The following is a 24320-nucleotide window of genomic DNA, read 5'->3' as shown; positions in this document are numbered from 1 at the left end:
TCGTGATTTACAACATCTTTTAAATCATGGTTTAACTCCTCCCACCGTAGTGGACAATTTGTGACGAACTGTTCTCCTAAAAAGTAAATAATCTATTGTAGCTGAGCTATTTTGCTTTATTTTTGAAAAATGATTAATAAATTTTTATATATTACAGCAATTTAGCAGAGATAGTATTTGTTAAAAATTCACCTGGTCAGTCTGGCCTTTATAATTTCTCTAGTTGTAATCTCCAATGTTGTTTATTTTTATTTGCAAGAGCAAAATGAAAAAGACGCTCTAAACGGTTTGCTTGTTCAGCATGTATCTTTACAAAACCAATCCGGCAAATCTATTACAAACAGTATTAGTTCTGATCTTAATTCAATGTTGAATATGATTGAAAATGTTGCACAAATGAAGGCAATGATAAATATTGTTAAAAACGATACTCGATTGACAGGTGGAGAAGAGAATACATCAAGTTATGTTTTGGATTTCCTACAGGACCAAATCAACAGTACCTATGTCGATCTCAGTAAAAAGGCTGACCGGTTGTACATTTTAGACAAAGACGATGTGGTAATTGAAAGTTATGCTCCTCCCGGTCAGGACACTTTTATTGGATTGGATCTTTCGTTTAGAGATTATGTAAATAAGACAAAGGAAACCAAATTACCGGTATATTCCGATTTGTTTAAAGGAGCCGATGGGATAAATAGGATTACCATAACTTATCCGGTGTTCAATAAAACAGTATATTCTGGACAGGACTTGTACATGGCGGACTTGGAGGATACTTTTCCAAACAAAACCTCTAATTCAGGTAACTATTTGGGCCTTGTTGCTGCATCGGTTCCGGTATCTCAATTGTTCGAAAGATATGGTAACATATTTAACGTGGAAAGTCAGTATCTAGTCGGCTACGACAAAAATGGCACTATAATGATTAGTCCCCGCGTTGAGTTCATTGGAAAGAATTATCTTAGCCCTGAAATTCAACAAGTGATTGATAGAAATGGAGTTTACAATAGAATCATATCTAACATACTTAACGGAAAGCAGGATCAAGGCCTGTATACAACCGATTTAGGAGAACGGTATAATACTGCTTTTCCCATATTGGCCAACAATAAGACTGAATATGGTTTATCTGTAGTCACACCAACAAATTCAATATATGAAAATATGAACGAAGTAATGCGGAATGAGCGTATCCAGAGTGCTTTGTTAGTCACGACAATGTCTGCTGGAGTAATTATCATAATTTTAATTTTGAGAAACTGGAGCAAAGATCTAGGAAAAGAAGTAAAGAAAAGAACACTTGAACTTAAGGAAGCAAATCAACGACTGGAGATAGTCAATGAAAAAATAATAGCCTCAGAAAAGGCAAAAGAAGAATTCATTTCAATGGTAAGCCATGAGCTGAGGACTCCGCTAATGCCGATTAAAGCATATGCTGGAATGTTACTAAAACCAAAATATACAGGCGAATTAAATCCAAAACAAAAAAAGGCAATAGAATCGATATTAAGAAATGTAACAACGATGGAACGGTTGGTGGAAGACGTCTTTGATGTATATAGACTTGGGATGAATAGACTTAACTTGTCCAAACAGGAAATTGGGGTAAAAAATCTTGTTGATACTGCAGTTTCCGAATTTCAAGAAATAATAAAAAATCAAGATAGTAAAAAAAACATACAACTAAACGCCAAATTAAATGTAAGTGAGGAGTTGAAAATTCATTGCGATCCTCAAAGAATTAATCAAGTACTGGGAAACTTGATCAAAAATTCTATTGATTTTGTACCGGCAGATAACGGTATAATAAATATCAAGGTAGATAATTACGACAATTCTCAGTATTTAGATCGATCAAATTCAACAAAGGAAAAGAAAATAATATTTACTGTTGAGGATAATGGTCCCGGTATTCCTAACGACAAGATAGACAGTTTATTTAGAAAATTTTACCAAATTGATACATCTTTGACAAGAAAACATGGAGGAACTGGATTGGGGTTAGTAATTTGTAAGGGGATTGTTGAATCACATGGTGGGAATATTTGGATAGATAAAAACTATAAGGCAGGTGCATCCTTTAAATTCACCTTGCCAGTCTGAACTCGTGTTTTCATAGTAATAGCAACACAAACTTTTTACGGATAATTAGCAGACCGGTGTCTACTTACCTTCTCTCTCTTTAAGATCGATAAAAAACCTTAATATAATAATTCAACATCGTCACAAATGGAGAGTCCTTGTAATTGACGATAATGAGGAAAATATTGAGGTGGTTTCATTTTTTTACAATTAAACGGTATAGAGTGTATAACTGAAAGGAGCGGAACTAAAGGACTGGAAATCTTACGAAAGGAAAACTTCGATTTGGTTCTACTGGACATGGCAATTCCGGATTTTAGCGGTATTCAAATTTTTGATGCATTAAGGGAAGAAGGAACGGTTGCTGAAAAAAATATCATTATTTTTACCGCATCACTAATCGACCAAAAGGAGACAGATAGGTTATTAAGAGAAGGAGCCAAAGGGATTGTCCATAAACCTTTAGCAATTGAAGATTTAGAACAAATGGTAAAGATTCACTTGATGAAATAATACAAAATATAGCAGAGTTATTGGATTTCAAGAAAATCCCTAAAGTATCTATTTGAATTTATTTTCTAATTTGGAAGAAGAATATTTACCATCCCAAAGTTATGAGAGAATTTAGCCTTTTTCAATAAAAATCCTTGCTTCTGCTAGAGTCTGTTCGTATTCATGGGCAATGAAGTTGGAATGCTTGCAAGACAACCTCCATTAGATGAAATGTCACTGTAATTTTGTAATTCGCATACAATGCTTACAAAGCTACCATAAATCACTATTCAAAGCCCTTTCCATATTGTGCCCTAATATCCTACAAATGTCAGATAATTAAGCATGTGGCGCTGGTAAAATAATCTTAAAAATCCGATATGATTTCTTCAATAATTCAAATACCGTCCTAGGGTCCAAAGAATATATTTGATCTTGATTTAATTTGATGGTCAAGAACAAGGAATTAATGGACGGTTAATCGGTTCTAGACTCAAATAATCATTTAAATACCAATCATATTGATATTTAAGTTCTATTGCATTACTCAAACGAGTATAAGACATTAATGAACAAGTCGCTTAGAGAGTGTTCTTTGTTATTAGAAAATCCTTCAATAGAAAATTATGTCAAGATTAGCCATGAACTTGACAATATCATATCATGTTCTCAATTAGAAGATCATACTAATAATCAAATAGTCGCAGAGAAAATCAAGTATATCGTTGACTCTTTAATTACCGGTCACACTCTTTCACAACATATACTCGACATAATCAACAAAAGTTTAACCAAAATAACAGAAGATATATCTAACGAAAACTATTTGCTAGATTTGAATCTTATCGAAGAGATCAAAACAAACTATGATGCGCTTAAAAAAAATGAACGCGACTTTATATATCTAAAAAATCTAGACGTCTTACTAATATCTTCTGATAATTTTCTTTCCAATTTAATATTAAATAGTGTGGATTCATCCATTCGAATGACAGTGTATGATAATTATAATAAAGCCTTTGAGGCCGTCCAAAATTCCATGTTTGATATTATAATTTGTGATATTTTAAAAGACGAAGATAACAATCTCGTAGAGGATTTCATTTTAGGATATTCCAAAGCAATCCCTATAGTCGTATTTTATAGATCTAATAATTTACAACTTGTCTTAAAAACAGCAAAGCTTGGAATTAAAGAAATAATCTCTTCAGACGAAATGGCGATCAAATACCTATCAAAGACCCTTCACACCATCTACTCTGAATGGGTTCAGCAGGGAAGGAAATTTCTGTTAAAACCCGCTTTAGAAAATCCTCAAATGCGAGTCATACTGCGTGATATGCTTTTGACCGAGTTAACAATATTTCAAAAAATAAGAAGTTATTTTGCAATTGAAGTAGACATTAATCAAGTGATAAAAGAATCATACAACTTGCAAGTAAATGAATTGATAAATTCAAATTCAGAAATTCTTGATTCATTGGTAAAGGAAAAGTTCTTGATAAAAAACAAAGTGAAGAACATTTTGATACTGTCCAAACTGTGAATCCATAGATTTAGATATTAATTACCAATGCTCTTCATGCAATAACAAATTATTTAAAAAATATGAGCAAGTATATGTCCACAAAATTTGCGGGTACACAGGATTAAAGCATGACTTTTTAACCGGCAATAATTTTTACTGTCCAAAGTGCAATGACCGCATTGGGAATTCTGATGAGTTTATTATTAAACCCTCCTATCACTGTCAAAAATGTTCAATATTTTTCACAGAACCAGTTACCAATTTTAGGTGTAATTTCTGCGACTATGGTCCATTTACACACATAGAGGGTAACACAAAAACTGTACACAGATTTGACATCAATCCAACTCTGGAAAAGGAATTTAAAAAGAATTTTTTTATATTGGAAAGTGTCAGCGATTACCTCACAAACCTTGATTATAAATTATCATTTAATGAAAAATCAGATACGAATATCACAACAGACACATTATTTGATTTGGTAGCTAGAAAAGAAAATCAAACTCTTATTTTTGTCATACTTACATCGCGTCTACAACAAGATATTGAACTACTTTATCAAATGGAGATGCTCCATAGTAGTGATGCAAATGTTATACCCATCGTATTATCTCTAGAAGAACCTGAGCAACTAATACTCAACATTCTATTAAAATTCAAGATTTTTCTGATAGTTTCAGACAATGCAAAGGAGATCCTTGAAAAAACAAAAAGATATTTGAACCATATCTAGATGATAACTTTTTTTTGTTAAATCTGATTTAAACATTTTTTGGAGATATCTTATACAATCCAAATATGATGCGTCACACGGGATAATAGTAATTTTGCCAACCTAGGAAACTTAATAACTATGCACGGATAAAGTATCTAGAATTAATGTCATCACCTAAGGTGTTAATAGTCGATGATAATGAGAACATTACCGAAGTAGTAAAAGACTATTTTGAGCATGAAAATATCGAGTGCAAAGCGATAAATGACGGACACGAAGGGTTGGTCGAAATTCATAACAATAAATACGATTTGATTTTGCTCGATTTAGCTATACCCAGATATTCCGGAATAGATATCCTTGAAGAATTGAAGAAAGAATCTATCGTAAACAAAAATATTGTTATATTTACTGCATCCGTTGTCAAACAGGCTGATATGGAAAAATTCCTAGACATTGGCGTGAAAGAGGTACTAGAAAAGCCCATTTCTCTGGCACTTTTGGAAAGTATAAAGCAAAAATATCTAAAGTAATTAAAACAAATAATTATTCATAGTTTACCATTCATGCTTTAAGATTGAATTGGGATAAAGATCTAATGGTCCCTATATGAGACTGTTAAATAAAAATTACCATCAAAAATAATTACGGATTCTTAATTCGAAAGTATTGTATTGAAAAATGACTAATCATTACTAGGAGTAAAGTTCTGGCCTATAGCCAATTGAATTCGTAGAAAGAAGTTTTAACGCAAAAATTTCTCTTTCTGTTTTACTGAATAAATAAATTCTCTGATAAGAAATTCTTGGTCTGAATTCAGATATTTTGAGTGAACATTTATTCTTTTTTTATGAATATTTTTATCAATAATTTTTGCGATTTCCCTTGCACTTGCGTCCATAAATACTAATGCAAGAATTAGTATTTAAGAATTGCTGTAATTGGGAATTAAATGCAAGAATACTAAATACCGATTCAAATTGCATTTTAGTATTTAAATAATTTTACAACCTTGGAGTTCATCTTAAACAATAGAATCGATTATTTTATTTATTAACTGACACAGGTAGGTTGATTACTACTTTGTGTGAATTTTATTTACTTTTGGAATTTGAATGTAACCACTATAAGGATTTAGATGAAAATCAAACTAAACATGTAATATAGATATGAAGGATAACGATATTTTAGTCCTTGCTTAGGATAAAATTCAACCTTTATACCTTTTTTTGGTTGTACTGCAACTTCCCACTTTGGAAATCTCAATTCATAACTAGTCAGCGTATTCCTATTGGAAATTTTGTGCTTAACTGAAAGGAGTGGAGTGGAGATAAAGGACTTTAGATCTTACGAAGGGAAACTTTAATCTAGTTTTACTAGATATAGCCACCACTGATTTTAGAGGTGTACAAATATTTAGTGCTTTGGGGGACGAAAGAAGTGTTGCCGAAAAAAATTATTATTATCATTACTGCATTTTTAATTGACCAACAGAAGATAGATTAATAGATTGTCAAGGGAGAGGAAGGCAGGGGGTTATCCATAACCATGTGACAATTGAATACCTAGAATAGTGGTAAAGATTCACTTGATTAATCAAGCCAAAATGTATACGCAGTTCTCCGATGTCTTGCCAAATATTATTTGAAGATAAGAGGTTGTTTTGGTAGGTTAATAGAGTGTCTCTCTTCTTATTCTGGTTATAAAATTCAGTCAGGTAAACTTTTGTCATCGAAAGCTCAAGACCCTCTAAGGTATAAGGGATAATTTATCAAAATAAGGAACTAAAATCTTTTTTAAACTTTTGATAACTGTTGAGAAGGATTAAATCTTTATTGTGTAGAATACAGAACAAAAAAATTTAGGAAGAGATTTACTCTTGTCCTAATGCATTGCTTCCGTCGTTTAAGTTAACGGAGAATGCCAAGTTGTTACATGATGCTTTTGTATCGTTACCAGAACCACATGTTGAGTCTTGTCCGGTTGTTGTTGATTGTTCTAACACTTGGACTGCTTCATTTGATTTTTTCTTCTTCTTGTCATGGTGATTGTCGCCGCCTGCAAATGCTTTGTTATCGATGGTGCTGCTTACTGCAACAATAGAACCCAAAAGGGCTGCTGCAACAAATATTGACATGATTGACAATTTTATTTTTTTATCCATGCAAAACTTAATAGATTTATTATATAATTGGATTGTTTAATCTGATTCTGAAATAATCTTACTGAATTCGATTCTTAAATAAAATATTAGAATAAAACTTTATGAATGTTATTTTAGCGTAAAGTCTACCCAGGTCTGCTGGCATTCAAAACCAAGCGTATCATCTAGTCTTTAAGATGAGGGAACTAAAAAAAGAAAAAGACATTTTATTCTTCTATATTAGTAGCATTGAGGGTACCTGTACCGTTAGGGTAAATTGTTGAAGTGGTTCTTGCCTCTGAAAAGATGACCCCTGCTATTTCCATATTTTCTATATTTGTTGGATCATTGATGTATGTTCTTGAGCCATCAGCATTCTCAGTTACGTTTGTAGGATTAGAAAATACCCTTAATTGTAATGGTAGAGCACTAGACGAATTATCCAGTTTAATACTTGCACGCAAAGAAATAAGCATGTCAGTTATAGTAACCTCATCCGTTGGATCATTCATATACTGATAATTTAGGGGTACATTATTAACAATAATTATTGGCTTTTCACTGATTGCATAGTCGGTTTCTAAACCAAGTGGTTTGGATGTGAAATTAGCCAGTATTGTAACGTTTTCAGTGCCGGCCAGTTGAGTTTCATTTGTTGTCATAACCACTGTGTTATTAGTGCTAGTTAGATTTTCTGTGATATTTTGCTGATCAGCCAATGGGGGTGCCGAGCCCAACAGATCGACAATTGACTGCGGAAGGTCGAGATTAACAGCGCCGCTGCTGCTACCGCTGCTGGTGCTAATAGAGCTGTTTGGTAATATACTACCACTAGTGGTAGAATTTGCTGTAGAATTATCTGACAGGTCCAAACTAAATATAGTATTATTCGTATCTTCTGAATTCTTGAGTTATTTGTAATGAGGCATTATCAGAATTTGACAAGTCTGCTGTAGACGAATACGAATAATAAGGGATTTGGCACGACATAACCAGAACGAGAGTACAACATAAAACTAAACTTTTATAAAAGTAATGAGGCAAGGCAAAAAGTCTCATAAAAAAGTGTACCCCGGGTTGATATAAATAAGTTTTTAAAGAAATTATGATTGAATTATAAATTTCGTTGTTTAAATTTCAGTGCTTCACCAAATTTGCATTGGCAATTGTATGAAACCAGAAATTGCTAAGAATGGGCTTTACACTCAAGAAAGAATATCATAGTTTTTTCTTACCTTTCTTATCATGTTTGCAGCAATACGAATCAGTGCTTTTTTAACATTTAATATAAATCCATGCGTAGTGTAGGAATGTCTATCGAGAGTGCCGATGTTAGGATCAAAAAAATACTTGTTGGAATCGATGGGTCTGATTATTCAATTAGAGCCTTAAAATTTGGTTTTGATTTGGCAAAAAAATATGATTCAATGCTCGTAGCAATTACAGCCTTTCATATTCCCGAAATATACCGGATTTTTCAAAATAAAGAAAATTTCAACACTATTTCAATAGAAGATGAAATAATAAAGTCAAAAAATCTGCTTCAATCAATCAAAGAGTCAGCAATCAAAAACAATATTGACATCCATACCGAGTTTGTAAATTCAAGATCCACGCCTGACATTGCAATCTTGGAATACTCTGAAAGCAACAATGTAGATCACATTATTTTAGGGCATCGGGGCAATTCGATAGAAAACCTATTGATTGGTAATATAGCAAACTCAATAGTTGCAAAATCAAAATGTAGTGTTACGGTTGTAAAATGACCTTCCTTGACAATCCACCTCGTGCCAAACTTCCAATATCACGATGGTCACTTACCTTGACTGACTTTGAATTTGACTCATTTGTCTTGTGATATCATAAGCAAAAAGCACTCTACCGAAGTTAATACCATCGTGTCTGCTTCATCAACATATTATCTAAAAATAATTTTTATTATGGGAATATAGTCTAACATTAATGCGAGAATTACAGTACGGCAGTAACCTCATCAATTTAGGCTTGATAATAGTCGATATGCAAAATGGCTTTGTCAGCAAGGAGGGTTCTTATGATAAATTAGGAATGAATATAGAAAATTACCAACAAATTATTCCAAACATAAAGAGGCTAATTGCTTTTTGCAGAGAAGAAAAAATCCCCATTTTCTACACTGAGGCCATCAGAGAACCAAGTGGTATCGATCTATTACTCAATATACACAACATCCTTCCTAGAGCAAGAGAAGAAAGATTGCAAAATAGGAAAATCCCAATATGTATGAGAGGGACTTGGGATGCCGAAATTATTGACGAAATAAAGCCTACTGACGAGGATCACATTATCTTAAAAAGGCGAGATTCGGCTTTTCAAGACACAGAGCTTAGAGTTTGGCTTCAAAGTATCCATGTTAATACTTTGATATTTTGTGGTATTGATACGTCTATTTGTGTAGAGACATCCTTACGTGATGCATTCAACTTGGGATACGACGTAATTTTGGTATCAGACGCAACGGCCTCTGGAATAAAAAAACATTATGACACTACGATAGAAAGAGTGAGAGATTACTATGGTGTGGTTATCAGTATAGAAGACTTTAAGAAGATGGTTCAGACACTTGAGGACTTGAGTGAAGATGAGATTCAATCTACTGAGGAAGAAAATGAGAGAATAAGTCAATTTCTAGAAAAGCATAACTTGATAAACGTAAGAAGGGAAAAGAAATAGCGAAATCGATTTGTGTTGTTTGTCATAGTTGCATTTAGCAGGTGTTTATAAAATTGTCAATCTCGATACCCTAATAGTTGTAAGATGGTTTTGAAATATTTTTGTGACAAGATCCCCTGATTTTTGATGATGATTAAAGAATTCAATTTGGAAAGAATATCAAATACAAAGCCCTTATTCTACAAAATCAAGTGATCTTCTGTTCGTTTACATGCAAAGCTGATATTACACTTTGTTGCTAAAACTTGCCAACTATTTTTTTCATATCGTTACCAATCATAAATAGATATAAGCATGTAGTTTTACATTCAGGTAGTCCTGTAACAGGTAATTTACATTATAGTATTTCAGTATTATTTACTAGCATTATGTTTAACAAAATATAATAAATAATTTCTCTTTAATGTAATAATGAAACCATGTTTTGATGGCAACTCCATTAAACAATCCACTCATCCATCCATTAAAAAATTAAATGGCAGTATAAAGGCAAAATCACTCTATGTTATAGCATTACTTATATTAATTGGATCTGTTGCTATATTTTGGGGTCTAAAAGATGTAAATGCACAAACCCCCCAAACTAGCTCAACTTTTAAAGTCATCGTACAGATAGTTAACAACGGTAATCTTGACGAACATGGCACTCTTCATGTTGTGATGGACGGTTCTCGTGCTCCCCAAGTTTTGAATAATGAGATTTTCCCCGGTCTTCAAACTACCTCATATACCTTTGAGTTTAGTTCTGCTGAAGCACCAGTAGGCAAAGGCTTCACAGCTGAAGTAATCTATGGCGACGATGAACATAAGAGAGCCTATGGGTCCAATACTCCTGCAAATACTCCAGAGACAGTATCCATAACTATCCCTTAATTTTTTTCTAAACTATCTCAAAACCAATAAGTTTATTTTCGCACTAATCTGTCAACCTTATTTTTAGCTCACTTCAAACGTAAAAAAAAGACTGGGATTCATATCTTTTTCCTCTAAGAAAGAAAAAAAGATAAAATACTAAAGAAAATCAAATTATGAAAATTTTGAGTATTTAATAGTAAAGTTTAATATTATTTGTAATGACATTTAAGATAAATTCTGATTAACTAATGGTAACAGACCCGCTAAAACGTCCAGTGCTTTCTTACGCTCATCATCAGTTTATCATTTTAGATGAGGACACGGACGCTGCTACTGCAGTCAAGTTGATGCATGGAAAGAAGGCAGAAACCATTATCGTTACAAACAAGTTAAATGAGTATGTTGGCATAATTACAGATAGTGACATTTTAGACAAAATAGTTATGAGAGGAGAAGACTCTGACCAGGTTGCAATAAAGACCATCATGACCTCTCCGCTAATTACAATTTCAGCAAAGGCAAATGTTAGAATGGCACTGGAATTAATGAGATTAAATCTGATTAAACGTATTCCAGTCACAGACAATATCCATATTTTGGGAGTGGTGACTCAGGAGGGACTAGCAAATGCCATTAGAACTTCAGTGCTTGAAAGACAATTTAGGCCATACAGAGTGGTCATAAGAGAAAGATACAAACCAATATGGGGTAATCTAGGATTCATTTTGCAGTTTGCAGGGCTCTTGTTTATTGCTCCCGCGGTTATGGCTACATTCCTTGGCGAGATTGTGACTGCCACAGGCATTTTCTTGGGAATTACCACAATGTCTGTTACGGGCTTTGTTTTAAATGCATATGGTGAAAAGACTCCGATGAATCTGAGACAGGCCTCGATTCTAATGGTTTCAAGCTTTGTATTGCTGAGTCTTTTTGGAAGTATACCTTACATGTACGTAAACCCTTTCGGTGAAAACCTGGACCCCGTCACATTGTTTGTTAATAGTTTTTTTGAAAGTGCTTCGGGTTTCACTACGACTGGATTGTCGATGTTGGTTTACCCCGAAGACCTGCCAAAAAGTTTTGACTTTTACCGATCATTTACACAATGGATTGGAGGGTTGAGTTTTGTTTATTTGGTAATTACATTCTTTTATCCAGAAAGAAAACTGGCTCATATGAAAGGGATGCTTGGTGGTGGTACTCTAAGACTTAAACAGTTGATCCTTACGATTGCAGTTATTTTTAGTATTTACACTGTAGTACTTGCAATGTTGTTATATATTTCTGGAAATCACGATATCATTTTTAATATATCCCTAATCCTCAGCGCAGTTACAGGAGGAGGATTCGTACCATCATCAACATCTCTGATTTCAGAGAACTTTCTTGAATTGTTTGTATTGATGACCGGAATGGTTATTTCGGCTTTGCCTTTTGCGTTTCACTACGCAGTATTTAGTAAAGAGATGCATACTACCAAGATGCGGCCTGAAATTTTTACTTATTTTGGTATCATACTGATTTCTATTCCGATTTTTTGGTATTTGCTATCTTTATCAGATCCAGGTTCTAATGCTATGACAAGTGTTTTTCATACACTAAGTGCAGCAACTACCACTGGATTTCAGTTTATAGACATTACTTTGTTATCAGACCAGGGCAAATTCTTTCTAATAATATTGATGCTAATAGGAGGAACAGCATTCTCTACGGCGGGAGGTATAAAAGTAGGCAGAATATTGCTTTTACTTCAAAAATTAACTAAAAAGAAATTCTCTGCCGATGTTACAACTAGATCTATATCATCGGTGTCTTCAAGATATGACCACACCTATCATGGGTGGGAGCAAAAATCATCACAGCATAAGGAAGACAAGACGTTAAATGAAGCAGTCCTTGTAATTATTTTGTTTATTTTAACATCAATTTTTACCGGGATTTTGTTGTCAATATTTTCAGGTCAAACTTTTTTAAATTCTATGTTTGAGTCCGTTTCTGCGCTAACTACATCCGGTTTATCAACTGGGATAACATCATTGGATGCTGAGCTTGGGTCCAAGATCCTTTTGATAATCAATATGATTATCGGTAGGTTTGAAATTATAGCAGTCATTTACTTATTCTTAGAGATATCAAAAATTAGAAAATTATAATCAAGCTAATAAATTTTTTGAATTAAATAGCCAAGTGATATAGGACAGGACATATTTGCAAATTTATTGTCTAATCAGGCAGTGATAGATGATCCAGTTATTCAACTTCTCTCAACTAACCAACTTTTTTAACATGATTAAATTATTCGATCTATAAACACAAATAATTCGAACATCTACCAGAAAAGATATTAATGAATATTATAATTTTCTAGTGGAATTATATAGAATATGCTTTTATATTTTGCAGATCTAGAAACTGCAATGAATACAAGAAATTCATTTAGTTTCGTGATTTTGGCAGGCTTGTTGACTGCTGCAATGGGAGTATTGCCCTTGTTAAGTACCAATAACGTATTCTCACAAGCAAATACGACCTCAAATTCAACTGGAATGAATATGACAATGGATAGCGATATGATGATGATGCGAGATAATTCTGGTAAGAAAATGATGGGAATGGGAATGGGAATGGAACATAAGAAATATGAAAAAATTAACGGTACTCTTAATGTAATGGAAACTATGTATCAGGCTATTGAATCAAAGTTTAATGTCACACTAGTAGATGCCATTACTACGGCTGAACAATCAGTTGGAAATGGCACATATGCAATGTCCGCTAACGGTGAAGAAAAGGACGGATACTTGGTATATTCAATAATTTTGGGCTCTCCGGATATGAAATTTACAAAAGTATTGGTTGACCCAGGTAACGGCGAAGTTTTACAGACCAAGAACATTTCAATGATGGAGTGGATGATGATGATGCATTCTCAAGGACACCAAGATATGGGCATGAAGGGGATGCACGGTGGTGGTAGTAGTAGCGGTTATGGTCAAGGTCAAGGCTATGGCGGTAACCAAAACTGGGAAATGAATCCAGGTTCGGGTTGGTAGCAAAAGCTAAATAAAAAAAAGTTTAACAAATCTATTTTTTTCTTAGTTCAATACTATTAAAGTTTGGAATTGTTGCCTTGATATCAAATTTATTAAATGATTTATGCCCTCTATTACTAGTCTCATGTCAAATAAAAACTCTGAAGAAAAAAGCACCGATTTGAATCGACGAATAATTTTGACAGAAAAAGAAGTTTCTGAGATTTCTTCACTATATGAAGCCGCACTGAAGCTTTCAGAAAAGTCTTTTAATTCTCAAGACAGGCCATCAGACCAAAAAAACACAATCATTTCATTAGATGACTTCAATTCAGGTTCTTCTGTAATTCAGAGAAAGAAAGCTTGGCATGCAGTTCAAGAATATCTAGAAAGATTGGGTAAAAAGTATGATTATGACCCTGAAAAGTTTGTGATAAACAAGCTAACAAGAGAGCTTGAACCATACAAGCCAGATTTGTAATAAGCAATTCAGTCTAAAATATTTAGAAAAATGGTAAGACGGAAGGCGTATACAGAGTTGTCACTATTTTTTTGACATAGGCACGCATAATCGATTTGATAAATTAATAGCAAAAAAGGGGATCTAATGGTAGGGTTCAAAATTAAAAAAAATTAGTTGCTTGCAAAGATCTTGTAAATATGGTTTCCACTCTGGCAATCATCATCTGGGTCATCAGATGTCACCTGGAGAGTGTATACTTTTGATAGATTCATGATAGTAAAACCTTGTGGAATAAATTCTACAGTTTTACCGCTAAATTTGGGGGTACCTGTTAAATCACCATCCTCAAGACAAGCCCCTATCTCAAATTTTTCCACTTGAAATGAATCGGCAGAATAATATGGCTTACTTTCATCCACACCTAGTGCTACGGTGGAAGCGAATACACCCTTATCAGTCACAAATGTATAGGCGTAATACGATTCATCTCCCATATCAACAGAAACTGATCTGCCAGCTTCCCCTTGTACAGTCATAAATGGATTGCCATTCTTTACTCCATAGTCTGTGATTACAAAGTCCTCTCTATGAAATATGCCGTATGCCTGTGGAAAATAAAATACCATTAAAAGAGATACAGATAAGATAATTGCAATAAGAATGCTGTATTGCATTTGTCTTATCTATTGGAATAATATTTATCCTTTTTCGTTGCAGAAAAGTTTGATATGGCTGATTTTAGATTAAGTATGGATGAAAGTGACCTTTATTCATGACCGAACATACATGTACCCCATTACAACAATGCTATTGAAATAATCCAATGGGGATTGAAACGCACTTGGTTTGTCCCTTTGCTATTGCTTCTCCTCAGACATATTGCCAGGAAACTTTGAGAAATTATTTATTATTTCTATAAAGCAATTTGTTCCCTTGTGAAGCAAATCAAGATTAGTAAACTCGTTAGGTGAATGCATCTTGTTAGGTAATACTGTACTTCCTATGCAAATCGAATCTACACCCAAGATATCCTTAAACACATACATAGGTCCAGTCCCAGAAGATGATAAGTTTAAAATTACACCGCTGAAAATTTTTGATGCAGAATTAACCACTAGTTTGACATATTGGCTGTCGACAGGTGTACGATATGCAGGTTCACCACTCAGGTATTTAATGGACACTTCTTGCTCAGAAAATCCTTTTGCCCTTAAATAATTTATCAACCTTTCGAATTGTATTTTGGGATCCATTTCTGGGACCAGTCTAAAGTCTAACTTTGCAGAAGCGACAGCAGGTAAAATCGTCTTCACGCCCTTCTTTGTGTATCCAGAAGACAAGCCCGATATATTACAAGAGGGTTCTAGGGCCAGCGCTTTTTTTATTTCGTAAGATTTTTGATTATTAATGAAATTACTTATTCCATATTCTTTTTTGAAAGCCGCTTCATTAAATGGTTCATCTGCAAGTACTTGTAATTCCTTTTCAGTCAGGGGTTTTACTTCGTTATACCATCCATCTATCAAAATTTTACCATCTTTTGAATCATATAGTAAGGACAACAAATTCACCAATTTCCACGCCGGGTTTTCTATTGCAACGGCAAGGCTTGAGTGGATGTCTCTAGAAGGTCCGTTAACACTAATCTCTGTGTTTAGTATTCCCTTTTGACCTAAAGAGATGATTGCTCTCTGGTCCTTGTCAACATAACCGCTTTCCCAGATTACCAAGTCACAGTCTAATTTTTGTTTGTATTTTCTTACGTAATCAGATAAATTTGGACTTCCAATTTCTTCCTCGCCTTCCACCAGGAACTTTATGTTACATGGCACATCTCCAGTTTTTTGGAGAATAAATTCGACGGCCTTTAGCCTTGTAATAAGTTCACCTTTATCGTCTGATGATCCTCTTCCATAAATTAAATTTCCAACAACCTTTCCACTGAAAGGATCTTCATTCCATTTTTCTATTGGATCAACAGGTTGAACATCGTAATGGTTATAGAACAAAATTGTTTTTGAATGAGGGTTTGATTTTGATTTAACTTCGCCAAAAACTATAGGGGGTACTTGCTTCGTAATTCCGCTTTCTATTTGATCTTCTATATCCAAGTACAAAAGCTCAGAATCTATTCCGGCGTTTTTCATCATATTGGATATCAAAATCGCACACTGTTCCAAGCCTTCAGATGTTGCAGAAATACTAGGTTGTCTGATAAGGATTTGAAGATCTGCTATCAGCTCATGCATCTGATCTTCATTGAAGGAAGCAGATATCAACACGTTATCCAATCATTTCACCTACACCCCAATATACATCAATAATAAGTATAAAATGCTTCCTAATATCCATATACCAGTTTACCCAACTAACACACAATATTATCTATTAAAATTTTGTTAAATGAATTATATGACTTTTCAACTAAATAAAAGTATATAATAATTGAATATAACAATCTATCATAAAAGGGGAGAATTATTCTTGGTTTTATCCCATACATGTTGGATGATTTCAGACACTGTTTGATAAACATTGCCATTATAGGTTGATTCCCATTTTTTAGCAACGTATTGACCAGGTGAAGTTTTGGCCTCCAAACGCTTTTCCAAAATCCCGATGAATTCATTTCCAAGACCCAAATCCTTTAAGCCTTGTTTTGCCACATGTAACTGAGTCTTTACTGTTTCAGAGACATTAAAATGGGTTTTGGCATCGTAACCTGAACGGATTATAGCAGCACGTTCCTCTCTTAGTGACGACAATGGTCTTAGTGGTTTTCCTTCTAATATTGCGCGATACAAAAATCCAATAAAGAATTCAATCATTGCTACTGTTTCTTTTGGTGTAGGCTGTACGGACATTATTCTTGTCTCCACTCTATAGTTCGGAGAATTCAATCTGATTCTTAGATCATCATGCCTATCTTTTTCCAGACCAAAATAGTCGCGCGTCTCATCAAGCCCGGGTCTTGAAGCAATATAATCTATATATTCATCAATACGATCAAGATATTTTGGAATAGCCGGAAAACCAGAGTTTTGTTGTTCTGAATGATCATATAAATAAACCCTCGGCTCGTAAAACGAGTACAGTCTGCCAGCAAATAGTCTGCTATTTGATCCAAGTAGAATTGCTGACGGCAGAAGGTTGAGGATGTAATTAAACATATGAGTAGTATAGATAGGATTCAAACCTTGTAAGTGTAAATGAAATCCCTGTATTGCAGTTGCAATAGCGTTGGGTTTGTATATTTGGCCTTCAATTTCAATATCCGGAAACTGTTTTTGCCATTCATAAAAATTAAGATATCTTTCTTTTCTTGTGATAAACTTTCTTTTAAAAATATCAGGCGAAGGATTACCTCCTAAAAATGTAGGTATTACATTACTGTTTTTGTATACTTTTCTTATTGATTTATCCAAGTATTCAATAAAATCTACGAAAAAAGTGTTCACAGTAGACAAGTCATGCATGGAAATTGGCTCTGTTTTAACCTCAAACTGGCATTTTCCATATTCCGCATCCATATCAAACTTTTTGCTCAATTCCTTTATCAGGGGATTAGCATTAACCGGCTTTGCTTTATCATCAAGCAGACAGATCTCAATCTCCACTCCTACACGATAGAGTTCATCCCAACGATGAAGGTCATCTTGAATTCTTTTCTTTAATCCAAGAGTCTGGTCTGCCAATGGGCTAGTCAAATTAAGTAAATTTCTTTGACGAATTATTATATAAATTTCTTTATATGTTGATTTGACCGGGATGGAGTATGGTTATATCTCAGCAATGTACAACAAAGTGTGCTAATTAATTTTAGAACGATATTGATTTGCTATTTTCATATAGGATAGCTTAATAAAGTGTTACCATAATCTATATCTATATACGTTTAACTAGTAGTATATCATTTTAGTATTATAAGTACTATATTATGATAACAGGAGCATTAGTTGGTATCATCATAGGGGTTTAATAATTTGGACCTGTCGCTTACTACATTGGCACTTAAATTCTTATGACATTTGTAACATAACGTTCTCAGGTTGTTTCCATTGTGTATAAATTCAAGAATTGTCTTAACCTTGTTATCAAGTGTATCAAATTGATAACCTAAATGGTAATAATATGATTTAGGTATAATATGATCGCATTCAAGCCAGTTCTTTAGTGGCTTGTTGAATCTTTTCTTTCTATGGAGTACGATTCCGCAAATTTGACAAGTATAATTGTCCCTTTTTAGGACTTGGTTTCTAATATTTCTCCAGTAAAAATTTGCATTATACCACTTCGTGAATTGAATGCTGCATTTTTTTGAGCAATATTTCCTAAATGGTTTGCAAACGGATTTCATACAGTTATGATTTCTGCATTTTTGGTTTCCACTTTCATCGAACTTGTCAAATTCATGAATATAAACTATAAAGTTTGAAATCTTTGGAAAATTAAATTTTGAAGGCATATTCGGTAGCAGTAGCAGCAGTAGTAGCAGTAGTGGTGTTGGTGGTATTGCCAACATTAACGTCTAATTTTTGAGTAACGCTGGATACTACATTTGAGTCTTGAACCACTTTTTTTATCTGTTTTTTAGTTTTTCTCTTCTTAACTATCATTTTTTTCTTGCTTGCGACCAGATATCTCTTTAAAAGCTTTGGTAACAAAAATTATATCGATTAGGAGCTGGGCCACAACCATATGTTTCTATGTGCTGATCCATTTGAATACAAATCATATTCATAAATACCTGCCTTATTGGCAAGATCAGACAATTGACCCCCTGGTAATTCATTTGATGTAAAGTAAATGAGACCGAGGTACTTTGTGACACCTTGTAAGTAATCATACACCTGATCATAGGCATTCCAACCGATTCTGTCCGAATCACTTGTTATAAAAAAACCTGTGCCCTTTGCATACGTAATGGTTTTGTCCAATCTTGATTTATTGACTTGAATGTCAAAACTAGATTCGTTGGATGCCAATGATCTTGGCTTAGATTCTTCAATGTAGTAACCTATATTATGAACCGTCTCAGAATTATAAATTTTCCCCATCTCATAAAATATTTGCAGATCCATACTTGTATTAAAATTTGAGTCTGCTGAAATTAAATCCAATTTATTTAAAAGTATGCTATTATTTGAGTCATAAAACGGGTTTCCAAGTGAAAGGTCTGTTGTACCTTCATTGATTTGCGAATTGTTTTTGAGAGGAGGTGTTGGAGGTATTGCTAGATCTGATAAGGATGAAGAACTGGCAGTGTTGGGATCGGACTGCAGTGGTGATAGTTGTGGGTGTATTGTCCATGGTGTTGGGTGCTGTTGTTTTTGTGGTGGAAGTTGTAGCAGCAGCAGCAGCAGCTTCACCAGTCGTACCAGCCGATGTCTCGCTATCATTTTTTGCAGCGGCTAGTGTTGTAGTGGCAAAAGAGTCTTGTACTACTAAATTGCTATTGCCTTCAAAACTAATACTAAAAAGCAAAATTCCAAACATGCACCCAAGGATAGAATAACAAAGATCTTTTCTTGATGCCTTTTGAAACAGTAAATGCAATAATATCACATCAATGAAAACTTCAAATTTATTATTAAACATTATCAAGTGAATAAACATTTAAAACACCTATTTTAGATAATTTATTTATTTAACTTGAAGAGTATGGGTATTGGTAAGACTCGTTTTCCAGCCAAAAAATTGTTTATTGTTACTATGATAATAATTGGAATTACTTATTCGGTTATGATGTTAGGGGTATACCTCTCATCCATACATCAAGGCCTATCGTGTTTAACTTGGCCCCTTTGTCCAAATGGCTTTGATTTTCCTCCACCAAAATACTTTTATGAACACCTCCACAGGACATTAGTCCTTGTTTTGATGATTTCGCTTTTCTCATTGGCTGCATATTCTTTTGCCAAATTAAATAATAAGAATTTCAAAATAAAACTGGGATTAGCTTCAGCATTACTTGTCGGTCAGGTTTTACTAGGATGGGTTATGATTGTTACTAAGTTGCAACCACTCGTAGTCGCAAGTCATCTTGCCACGGGTATTGCTTTTTTTGGTATCTTGATCGTTACCTTAATTTCCCTACATCACCATATACAAAAAAACAACAATCTTCAAAAACAAAATTAAAATAATTATCCTTATATTTTTGTTAACTTTAACATATTGAGCATGTTGACCTCCATTCCAAATCGATCCTCACTGCTCTTCATGTACTTGTAAATTTTCAATACTTCAACAAAATCTTTTATTATATTGAATTTCTTGTTAATGCTTTTCCTTATAAAATTGTAAACATTTGTATATATTTTGAAGGTGGACAGCACCTCGGCTATATATTTTTGATGATCATAAAGATTTTCTACAAACAACTGCGCGCATATAGTTGAGGGAATTATCCCCTCACCTAGTAGTGCATATACCGTACCTATTGATTCTCCCACACCGATTGTTTTTCGGCCATCCGTGAATGGAAGACAGTGGGAAGGTGGTGTTATTCTAACAGGCCTTCCAACTTTTTTTAGTACCTGGCATGGGTATTTTTTCATGAAAGATTCCATGAAAATATGAGTTTGTTTGCGCTGAAAGTCTCCAGAACCGATATGGGCATATCCATTTCCAAGTGGAAAGTACCAAAAATATCCGGATAGTGAAGGAAAAGCTTTGAGGTAAAAATCATCAAATGGAGTATTGTCGTATTTTACTTTGTATTGTATACAAGGTATCCACAATTCATTTTTCAATTTAGGGAGATAATGTCGATGAAAACCTGTTGAATCAACAATGATATCGTACTCATCTTCAAGAGTGGCCTTGTTTGGGGCTTTTTGAAAGCTAATATCAGTACCTTTTATCATATCCTGGATGAGTCTTAACTTGTCATAGCTAACCATTCCTTTCAGATTGATTTCAATGTTTTTGCTCGAGTTCGTGCCATCACCCACATCTACCTTCATTTTTTTTCCATCATGTAGAATGTAATTTTCTAAATTTAGACCACACTGCTTGGCATAATCTTTCATAACATTATCGCATGTAGCCCAAGCACAGACTGCATCGTGTTCCTTTTCAGGCATTCTTTCAAAGCCTTTTACCTGAACGTCATGGAGGTCACTTAGCTGATTCATCAAGTATGCCCCCGCTACGCCTATCCCAACGACTGCAATCTTCATAAATTAAATTAACAGATGACAAATAAAATGATTTCATTCAAACAATGAGAATAAGTGAAAATAACCAAGAAAAAAAACGAAACAGAGAGAGATATAAATAAAAAGAAGAATTCAAAGATACTGATATAGATCTAGATGGTTGATAAGAGAACCCCAGTGCCTAAAAAGAAAAACAGAAAAAAAATGGCAGGACCACTTAGGGCAGGAATTGCACTCATTATTTTGGGAGCTTTTATTGTAGGGATGGGTGCTCTTTTTAACAGAGAGTCAATGTCACTTTACGGATTTATAGTTGTAGTTTTCGGGTTTTTTTTGTATTTTGTATCTTTTTACTACCTCGATAGAATCCAAAAAAAGAAGTTAAAAAAATAATAATTTAGCACATAAAAAAACAATCAATGATATCTGTTTAGAAAATGACAACAATACATTTTAAAAATGATGATAATTATCTAATAGGTAATCTCGAATTATTATGGAAGACGATTTATTTAGAAGGTTTCATAATCAAAAATTAGGTGTCTCATTCTTTTACAACTCATTGTTAAATTCCAATAAAGATCAGGCAAATAGCGAGCATGAGAATGACCTCCAACTAAAGCATGAAGAATTAAAATTCAGAATTATCAAACTCTCTTCTGAAGCAAATGTAGGTTTACAACTATTTGGTTTAGAAAACGGATTGAAATCTTCGTTAAATGAAAATGAAACCATAACTGAAGATAGTAAATTAACACACACCCAAGTAGCAGGCAATGAAACTGCTCATACTACAACAATTTATCCCACACCTGTTGGAAACTTTAAGATAAGAAGATATCTGGTTTCTCATGGGGGCCAAGGATATTTGATTGCATTCCAGGACAGGGCTGAAAAATTCGAATCCGAGGAAAGTCAAAAAATTTTTGAAACAATACTTGATACCTTTAAATTTCTGGATTCATAAAATCTTATATCTATTTATAGTAACAATTGACCAGTCCAGGATAGTGACTGATAGAAAAAAGCAAAGTGATAGTGGTGATAGCGGTGGCGGTATTAATTCCAATAAAATCATTGGATGTAGATTGCAGGTTTGTAGGGTCTTGAAAACCTAGACTTATTCTTGGGGTCTACCAACTGCTGATCATTTTCCTCAAATATCTCAATATCCTGTGGTTGTATATTCAATTCATTAGCAATAAGTGATTTTGCATCAAGTAATGGTATTTTTTCGTCAAAGTGCGTTATTTTTCCTCCTGCTCCTGCTCCTGCTCCTGCTCCTCCTTTTCCCCCTCTTCTTGCTAATTCGGTGGGAGACAAGGATAAGATATCCTCATTAATTTTTTTTACCAAATCAGAATTGCTTTTTATGAATTTCTTCTCATCCTCAGATATTGTAACGTCACTCAATAGCGATTTCATTATTACACCAAAATTTCTGGTGTTTGCGTTTATTACAATATCTATCATGCTTTTATACAACCTTTTTTTATTGGCAGATGCCAGATAAATGTAAACTTTTTGAGGGTTTGTGTTTTTGGTAACTTTGACTATCTTATTCAAATCTTCAAGTAAATTTGAAATCATCAGTTCATTTTCTTCAGTAACAAGATTTTCCAGATTTTTATCAAAATCTGGCCAACTAGTACTAAATACGGATTGATTGTTTGTTTCTTTGCCGGATAGTAAATTCCAAACCTCCTCTCCTAGAAAAGGACAAAATGGTGCAAGCATCTTAATTCGGAATTTTAAAAACATGTATACGACAAAGACATAGTTTTCTTCCTTGATTTGGGCTTGATCTTTTGACATTCTCCTTTTATTATACCATTCAAAGTCTTTATCCATCAAATACAATACGGTATTAAGAGCATCTCTTATCCTAATCTCATCAAAAGATTTTGAGACTTCAACAGTAGTGCTATTAAGCCTGTGAAGTAACCATTTATCTTCCAAATTCAAATTGTTAACAAAACTAGTCAATGGACTAGGCTCACCATCAGAAACACCAACCAGTGTCTCTATTGATTTTGATTTTATCACATTTTCATTTTGTGCTATAAAATTATTGGCAAATTCATAAATTTCATTTAGTCTTGAGTATATACCTCGTAAAGTCGTAAATGAAAAATCAACATCTTGAAGCAATTCTCCTAATACCAGCATAGCAACACGGATGGAATCAGCATTAAATCTCTTTATTGTACTTCTCAGTGGAATTATATTTCCCATAGACTTTGACATTTTTTTTCCATCCATAAGCACTGACCCATTTACCACTATCTGCTTTGGCCACAACTTTTTTGGAAATATTATCGAATGGTTGAATATAAAAAATGACAAGTGATTGGGAACCAAATCTCTTCCAGAGTGCCTTGAATCTAACGGATAGTAATATTCAAACTCATTTTTGATCTCTTGTGAGATTTCTAAGAACTTTTGATACGAAATATCTTTTTCTTTTAATTCATTCTGTTTTGCTTGATTATGATCCTTTATTTGGGATTCATTGAGATATGGAGCATTTTTGTCTTCAAAATTATTTGGTTTCTTATCCAAGAGCACATAATCAAAAAAAGAATTATCAATATAGCCTATGTACTTGTCTAAATCATACAGATTAACGTATTTTGCTATGATGTAGTATACCATATAGATTACAGAGTCAGATAAACTTTCAATTAGCCATTCTCTATCCCAGGGCAAAAGTGTGCCTAACCCAGACTTTCTTGCACATGCTCTAACCTTAAGCCAATCAAAAACATTTCTAAACTCTTTTAAAATTTCTTGAGGTATTATTTCCATTGAATCAAGGCACTCATAAGCGAGTGACTTCCACTTTGCATTTCCATAATTTAGAAACCATTGATTGTCCAACAATTTTACATAACATTGAGTTCCGCACCTACAGTAAACAGGTTTATTTGTCAATTCATAAAATAAAACTGCATGATTATCTTTCATTAGATCCTCTTTTACCTTCTCCTTTGCAGTAGCAACGGTCATATTAGAATATGGGTATGCCTTGTCGTTCATTTTTCCAGAATAATATTCCAATGAATAGAGCTCCGATGTGGCTTTTTCTAGATTAGGATCACTTTGTCCAGTAATTGAATATTTTTCTAA

24 protein-coding genes and 2 pseudogenes are annotated in these 24320 nt (G+C 33.8%); 15 read left to right on the top strand and 11 right to left on the bottom strand.

Annotated elements, in window-relative coordinates:
- Nucleotides 1-177 precede the first annotated feature (177 nt).
- From ACMT7R_RS05375 to ACMT7R_RS05350, 6 genes and pseudogenes are all read left to right on the top strand, one after another.
- Complete coding sequence (locus ACMT7R_RS05375) at nucleotides 178-2106, top strand: ATP-binding protein (RefSeq protein WP_415310502.1); 1929 nt, start codon at nucleotides 178-180, stop codon at nucleotides 2104-2106.
- 177 nt (nucleotides 2107-2283) lie between these two features.
- Nucleotides 2284-2598, top strand: coding sequence for a response regulator (locus ACMT7R_RS05370; protein ID WP_415310584.1), 315 nt, complete (start codon nucleotides 2284-2286; stop codon nucleotides 2596-2598).
- A gap of 547 nt (nucleotides 2599-3145) precedes the next feature.
- Nucleotides 3146-4123, top strand: a complete 978-nt coding sequence (locus ACMT7R_RS05365; RefSeq protein ID WP_415310500.1) for a hypothetical protein — start codon at nucleotides 3146-3148, stop codon at nucleotides 4121-4123.
- A gap of 4 nt (nucleotides 4124-4127) precedes the next feature.
- Nucleotides 4128-4328 (top strand): annotated as a pseudogene (locus tag ACMT7R_RS05360) (hypothetical protein); the annotation flags it as partial.
- 159 nt (nucleotides 4329-4487) lie between these two features.
- Nucleotides 4488-4838 carry a hypothetical protein gene (locus ACMT7R_RS05355; RefSeq protein WP_415310498.1) on the top strand — a complete coding sequence of 117 codons (351 nt, stop codon included), beginning with the start codon at nucleotides 4488-4490 and terminating at the stop codon, nucleotides 4836-4838.
- Between the two features lie 146 nt (nucleotides 4839-4984).
- Nucleotides 4985-5353, top strand: a complete 369-nt coding sequence (locus ACMT7R_RS05350; protein ID WP_415310496.1) for a response regulator — start codon at nucleotides 4985-4987, stop codon at nucleotides 5351-5353.
- 1340 nt (nucleotides 5354-6693) lie between these two features.
- On the opposite strand, the gene ACMT7R_RS05345 is transcribed toward ACMT7R_RS05350, so the two are convergent.
- Both ACMT7R_RS05345 and ACMT7R_RS05340 read right to left on the bottom strand, forming a co-directional pair.
- Nucleotides 6694-6984, bottom strand: a complete 291-nt coding sequence (locus ACMT7R_RS05345) for a hypothetical protein (protein ID WP_415310494.1) — start codon at nucleotides 6982-6984, stop codon at nucleotides 6694-6696.
- A 206-nt stretch (nucleotides 6985-7190) separates the two neighbouring features.
- Entirely contained in the window at nucleotides 7191-7835 is a 645-nt protein-coding gene (locus ACMT7R_RS05340; protein WP_415310492.1) for a hypothetical protein, read from the bottom strand.
- A gap of 438 nt (nucleotides 7836-8273) precedes the next feature.
- Here ACMT7R_RS05340 and ACMT7R_RS05335 point away from each other — a divergent pair, with 438 nt between their 5' ends.
- From ACMT7R_RS05335 to ACMT7R_RS05310, 6 genes are all read left to right on the top strand, one after another.
- Nucleotides 8274-8732 (top strand): universal stress protein, encoded by a 459-nt coding sequence (locus ACMT7R_RS05335; RefSeq protein WP_415310490.1) that lies wholly within the window; start codon nucleotides 8274-8276, stop codon nucleotides 8730-8732.
- A 196-nt stretch (nucleotides 8733-8928) separates the two neighbouring features.
- Entirely contained in the window at nucleotides 8929-9678 is a 750-nt protein-coding gene (locus ACMT7R_RS05330; RefSeq protein ID WP_415310488.1) for a cysteine hydrolase family protein, read from the top strand.
- 411 nt (nucleotides 9679-10089) lie between these two features.
- Complete coding sequence (locus ACMT7R_RS05325; protein ID WP_415310486.1) at nucleotides 10090-10551, top strand: hypothetical protein; 462 nt, start codon at nucleotides 10090-10092, stop codon at nucleotides 10549-10551.
- A 230-nt stretch (nucleotides 10552-10781) separates the two neighbouring features.
- Complete coding sequence (locus ACMT7R_RS05320) at nucleotides 10782-12686, top strand: potassium transporter TrkG (protein ID WP_415310485.1); 1905 nt, start codon at nucleotides 10782-10784, stop codon at nucleotides 12684-12686.
- A 264-nt stretch (nucleotides 12687-12950) separates the two neighbouring features.
- Complete coding sequence (locus ACMT7R_RS05315; protein ID WP_415310484.1) at nucleotides 12951-13586, top strand: PepSY domain-containing protein; 636 nt, start codon at nucleotides 12951-12953, stop codon at nucleotides 13584-13586.
- Between the two features lie 124 nt (nucleotides 13587-13710).
- Nucleotides 13711-14046, top strand: coding sequence for a hypothetical protein (locus ACMT7R_RS05310; RefSeq protein WP_415310482.1), 336 nt, complete (start codon nucleotides 13711-13713; stop codon nucleotides 14044-14046).
- A 152-nt stretch (nucleotides 14047-14198) separates the two neighbouring features.
- Here ACMT7R_RS05310 and ACMT7R_RS05305 read toward each other — a convergent pair whose 3' ends face one another.
- The 7 genes from ACMT7R_RS05305 to ACMT7R_RS05275 form a co-directional block, all read right to left on the bottom strand.
- A complete protein-coding gene (locus ACMT7R_RS05305) occupies nucleotides 14199-14702 on the bottom strand; it encodes a hypothetical protein (RefSeq protein WP_415310480.1) in 504 nt (167 codons plus the stop codon).
- A gap of 183 nt (nucleotides 14703-14885) precedes the next feature.
- Entirely contained in the window at nucleotides 14886-16310 is a 1425-nt protein-coding gene (locus ACMT7R_RS05300; RefSeq protein ID WP_415310582.1) for a M20/M25/M40 family metallo-hydrolase, read from the bottom strand.
- Nucleotides 16311-16490: 180 nt separating this feature from the next.
- On the bottom strand, nucleotides 16491-17735 hold the full coding sequence (locus tag ACMT7R_RS05295) for a hypothetical protein (protein ID WP_415310478.1): 1245 nt from the start codon (nucleotides 17733-17735) through the stop codon (nucleotides 16491-16493).
- Between the two features lie 245 nt (nucleotides 17736-17980).
- Nucleotides 17981-18493 (bottom strand): HNH endonuclease, encoded by a 513-nt coding sequence (locus ACMT7R_RS05290; protein WP_415310476.1) that lies wholly within the window; start codon nucleotides 18491-18493, stop codon nucleotides 17981-17983.
- Nucleotides 18477-18692 carry a hypothetical protein gene (locus tag ACMT7R_RS05285; protein ID WP_415310475.1) on the bottom strand — a complete coding sequence of 72 codons (216 nt, stop codon included), beginning with the start codon at nucleotides 18690-18692 and terminating at the stop codon, nucleotides 18477-18479. Before ACMT7R_RS05285 ends, ACMT7R_RS05290 begins: the two co-directional genes overlap by 17 nt.
- A 12-nt stretch (nucleotides 18693-18704) precedes the next feature.
- Nucleotides 18705-19085 (bottom strand): hypothetical protein, encoded by a 381-nt coding sequence (locus ACMT7R_RS05280; protein WP_415310474.1) that lies wholly within the window; start codon nucleotides 19083-19085, stop codon nucleotides 18705-18707.
- A 130-nt stretch (nucleotides 19086-19215) separates the two neighbouring features.
- A complete protein-coding gene (locus ACMT7R_RS05275; protein WP_415310472.1) occupies nucleotides 19216-19584 on the bottom strand; it encodes a hypothetical protein in 369 nt (122 codons plus the stop codon).
- 105 nt (nucleotides 19585-19689) lie between these two features.
- On the opposite strand from ACMT7R_RS05275, the gene ACMT7R_RS05270 reads away from it, so the two are divergent.
- Nucleotides 19690-20169 carry a COX15/CtaA family protein gene (locus tag ACMT7R_RS05270; RefSeq protein WP_415310470.1) on the top strand — a complete coding sequence of 160 codons (480 nt, stop codon included), beginning with the start codon at nucleotides 19690-19692 and terminating at the stop codon, nucleotides 20167-20169.
- An 11-nt stretch (nucleotides 20170-20180) separates the two neighbouring features.
- Here ACMT7R_RS05270 and ACMT7R_RS05265 read toward each other — a convergent pair whose 3' ends face one another.
- Nucleotides 20181-21212, bottom strand: coding sequence for an NAD(P)/FAD-dependent oxidoreductase (locus ACMT7R_RS05265; protein ID WP_415310469.1), 1032 nt, complete (start codon nucleotides 21210-21212; stop codon nucleotides 20181-20183).
- A gap of 135 nt (nucleotides 21213-21347) precedes the next feature.
- Here ACMT7R_RS05265 and ACMT7R_RS05260 point away from each other — a divergent pair, with 135 nt between their 5' ends.
- Both ACMT7R_RS05260 and ACMT7R_RS05255 read left to right on the top strand, forming a co-directional pair.
- Complete coding sequence (locus ACMT7R_RS05260) at nucleotides 21348-21584, top strand: hypothetical protein (RefSeq protein ID WP_415310468.1); 237 nt, start codon at nucleotides 21348-21350, stop codon at nucleotides 21582-21584.
- 103 nt (nucleotides 21585-21687) lie between these two features.
- Nucleotides 21688-22158, top strand: a complete 471-nt coding sequence (locus tag ACMT7R_RS05255) for a hypothetical protein (protein WP_415310466.1) — start codon at nucleotides 21688-21690, stop codon at nucleotides 22156-22158.
- A 566-nt stretch (nucleotides 22159-22724) separates the two neighbouring features.
- Here ACMT7R_RS05255 and ACMT7R_RS05250 read toward each other — a convergent pair.
- A pseudogene (locus tag ACMT7R_RS05250) lies at nucleotides 22725-23609 on the bottom strand (class I tRNA ligase family protein); the annotation flags it as partial.
- Between the last annotated feature and the right edge of the window lie 711 nt (nucleotides 23610-24320).

Source organism: Candidatus Nitrosocosmicus sp. FF01 (assembly GCF_047711275.1).
GTDB lineage: Archaea > Thermoproteota > Nitrososphaeria > Nitrososphaerales > Nitrososphaeraceae > Nitrosocosmicus.
This window is presented reverse-complemented; position numbering and strand designations above follow the sequence as displayed.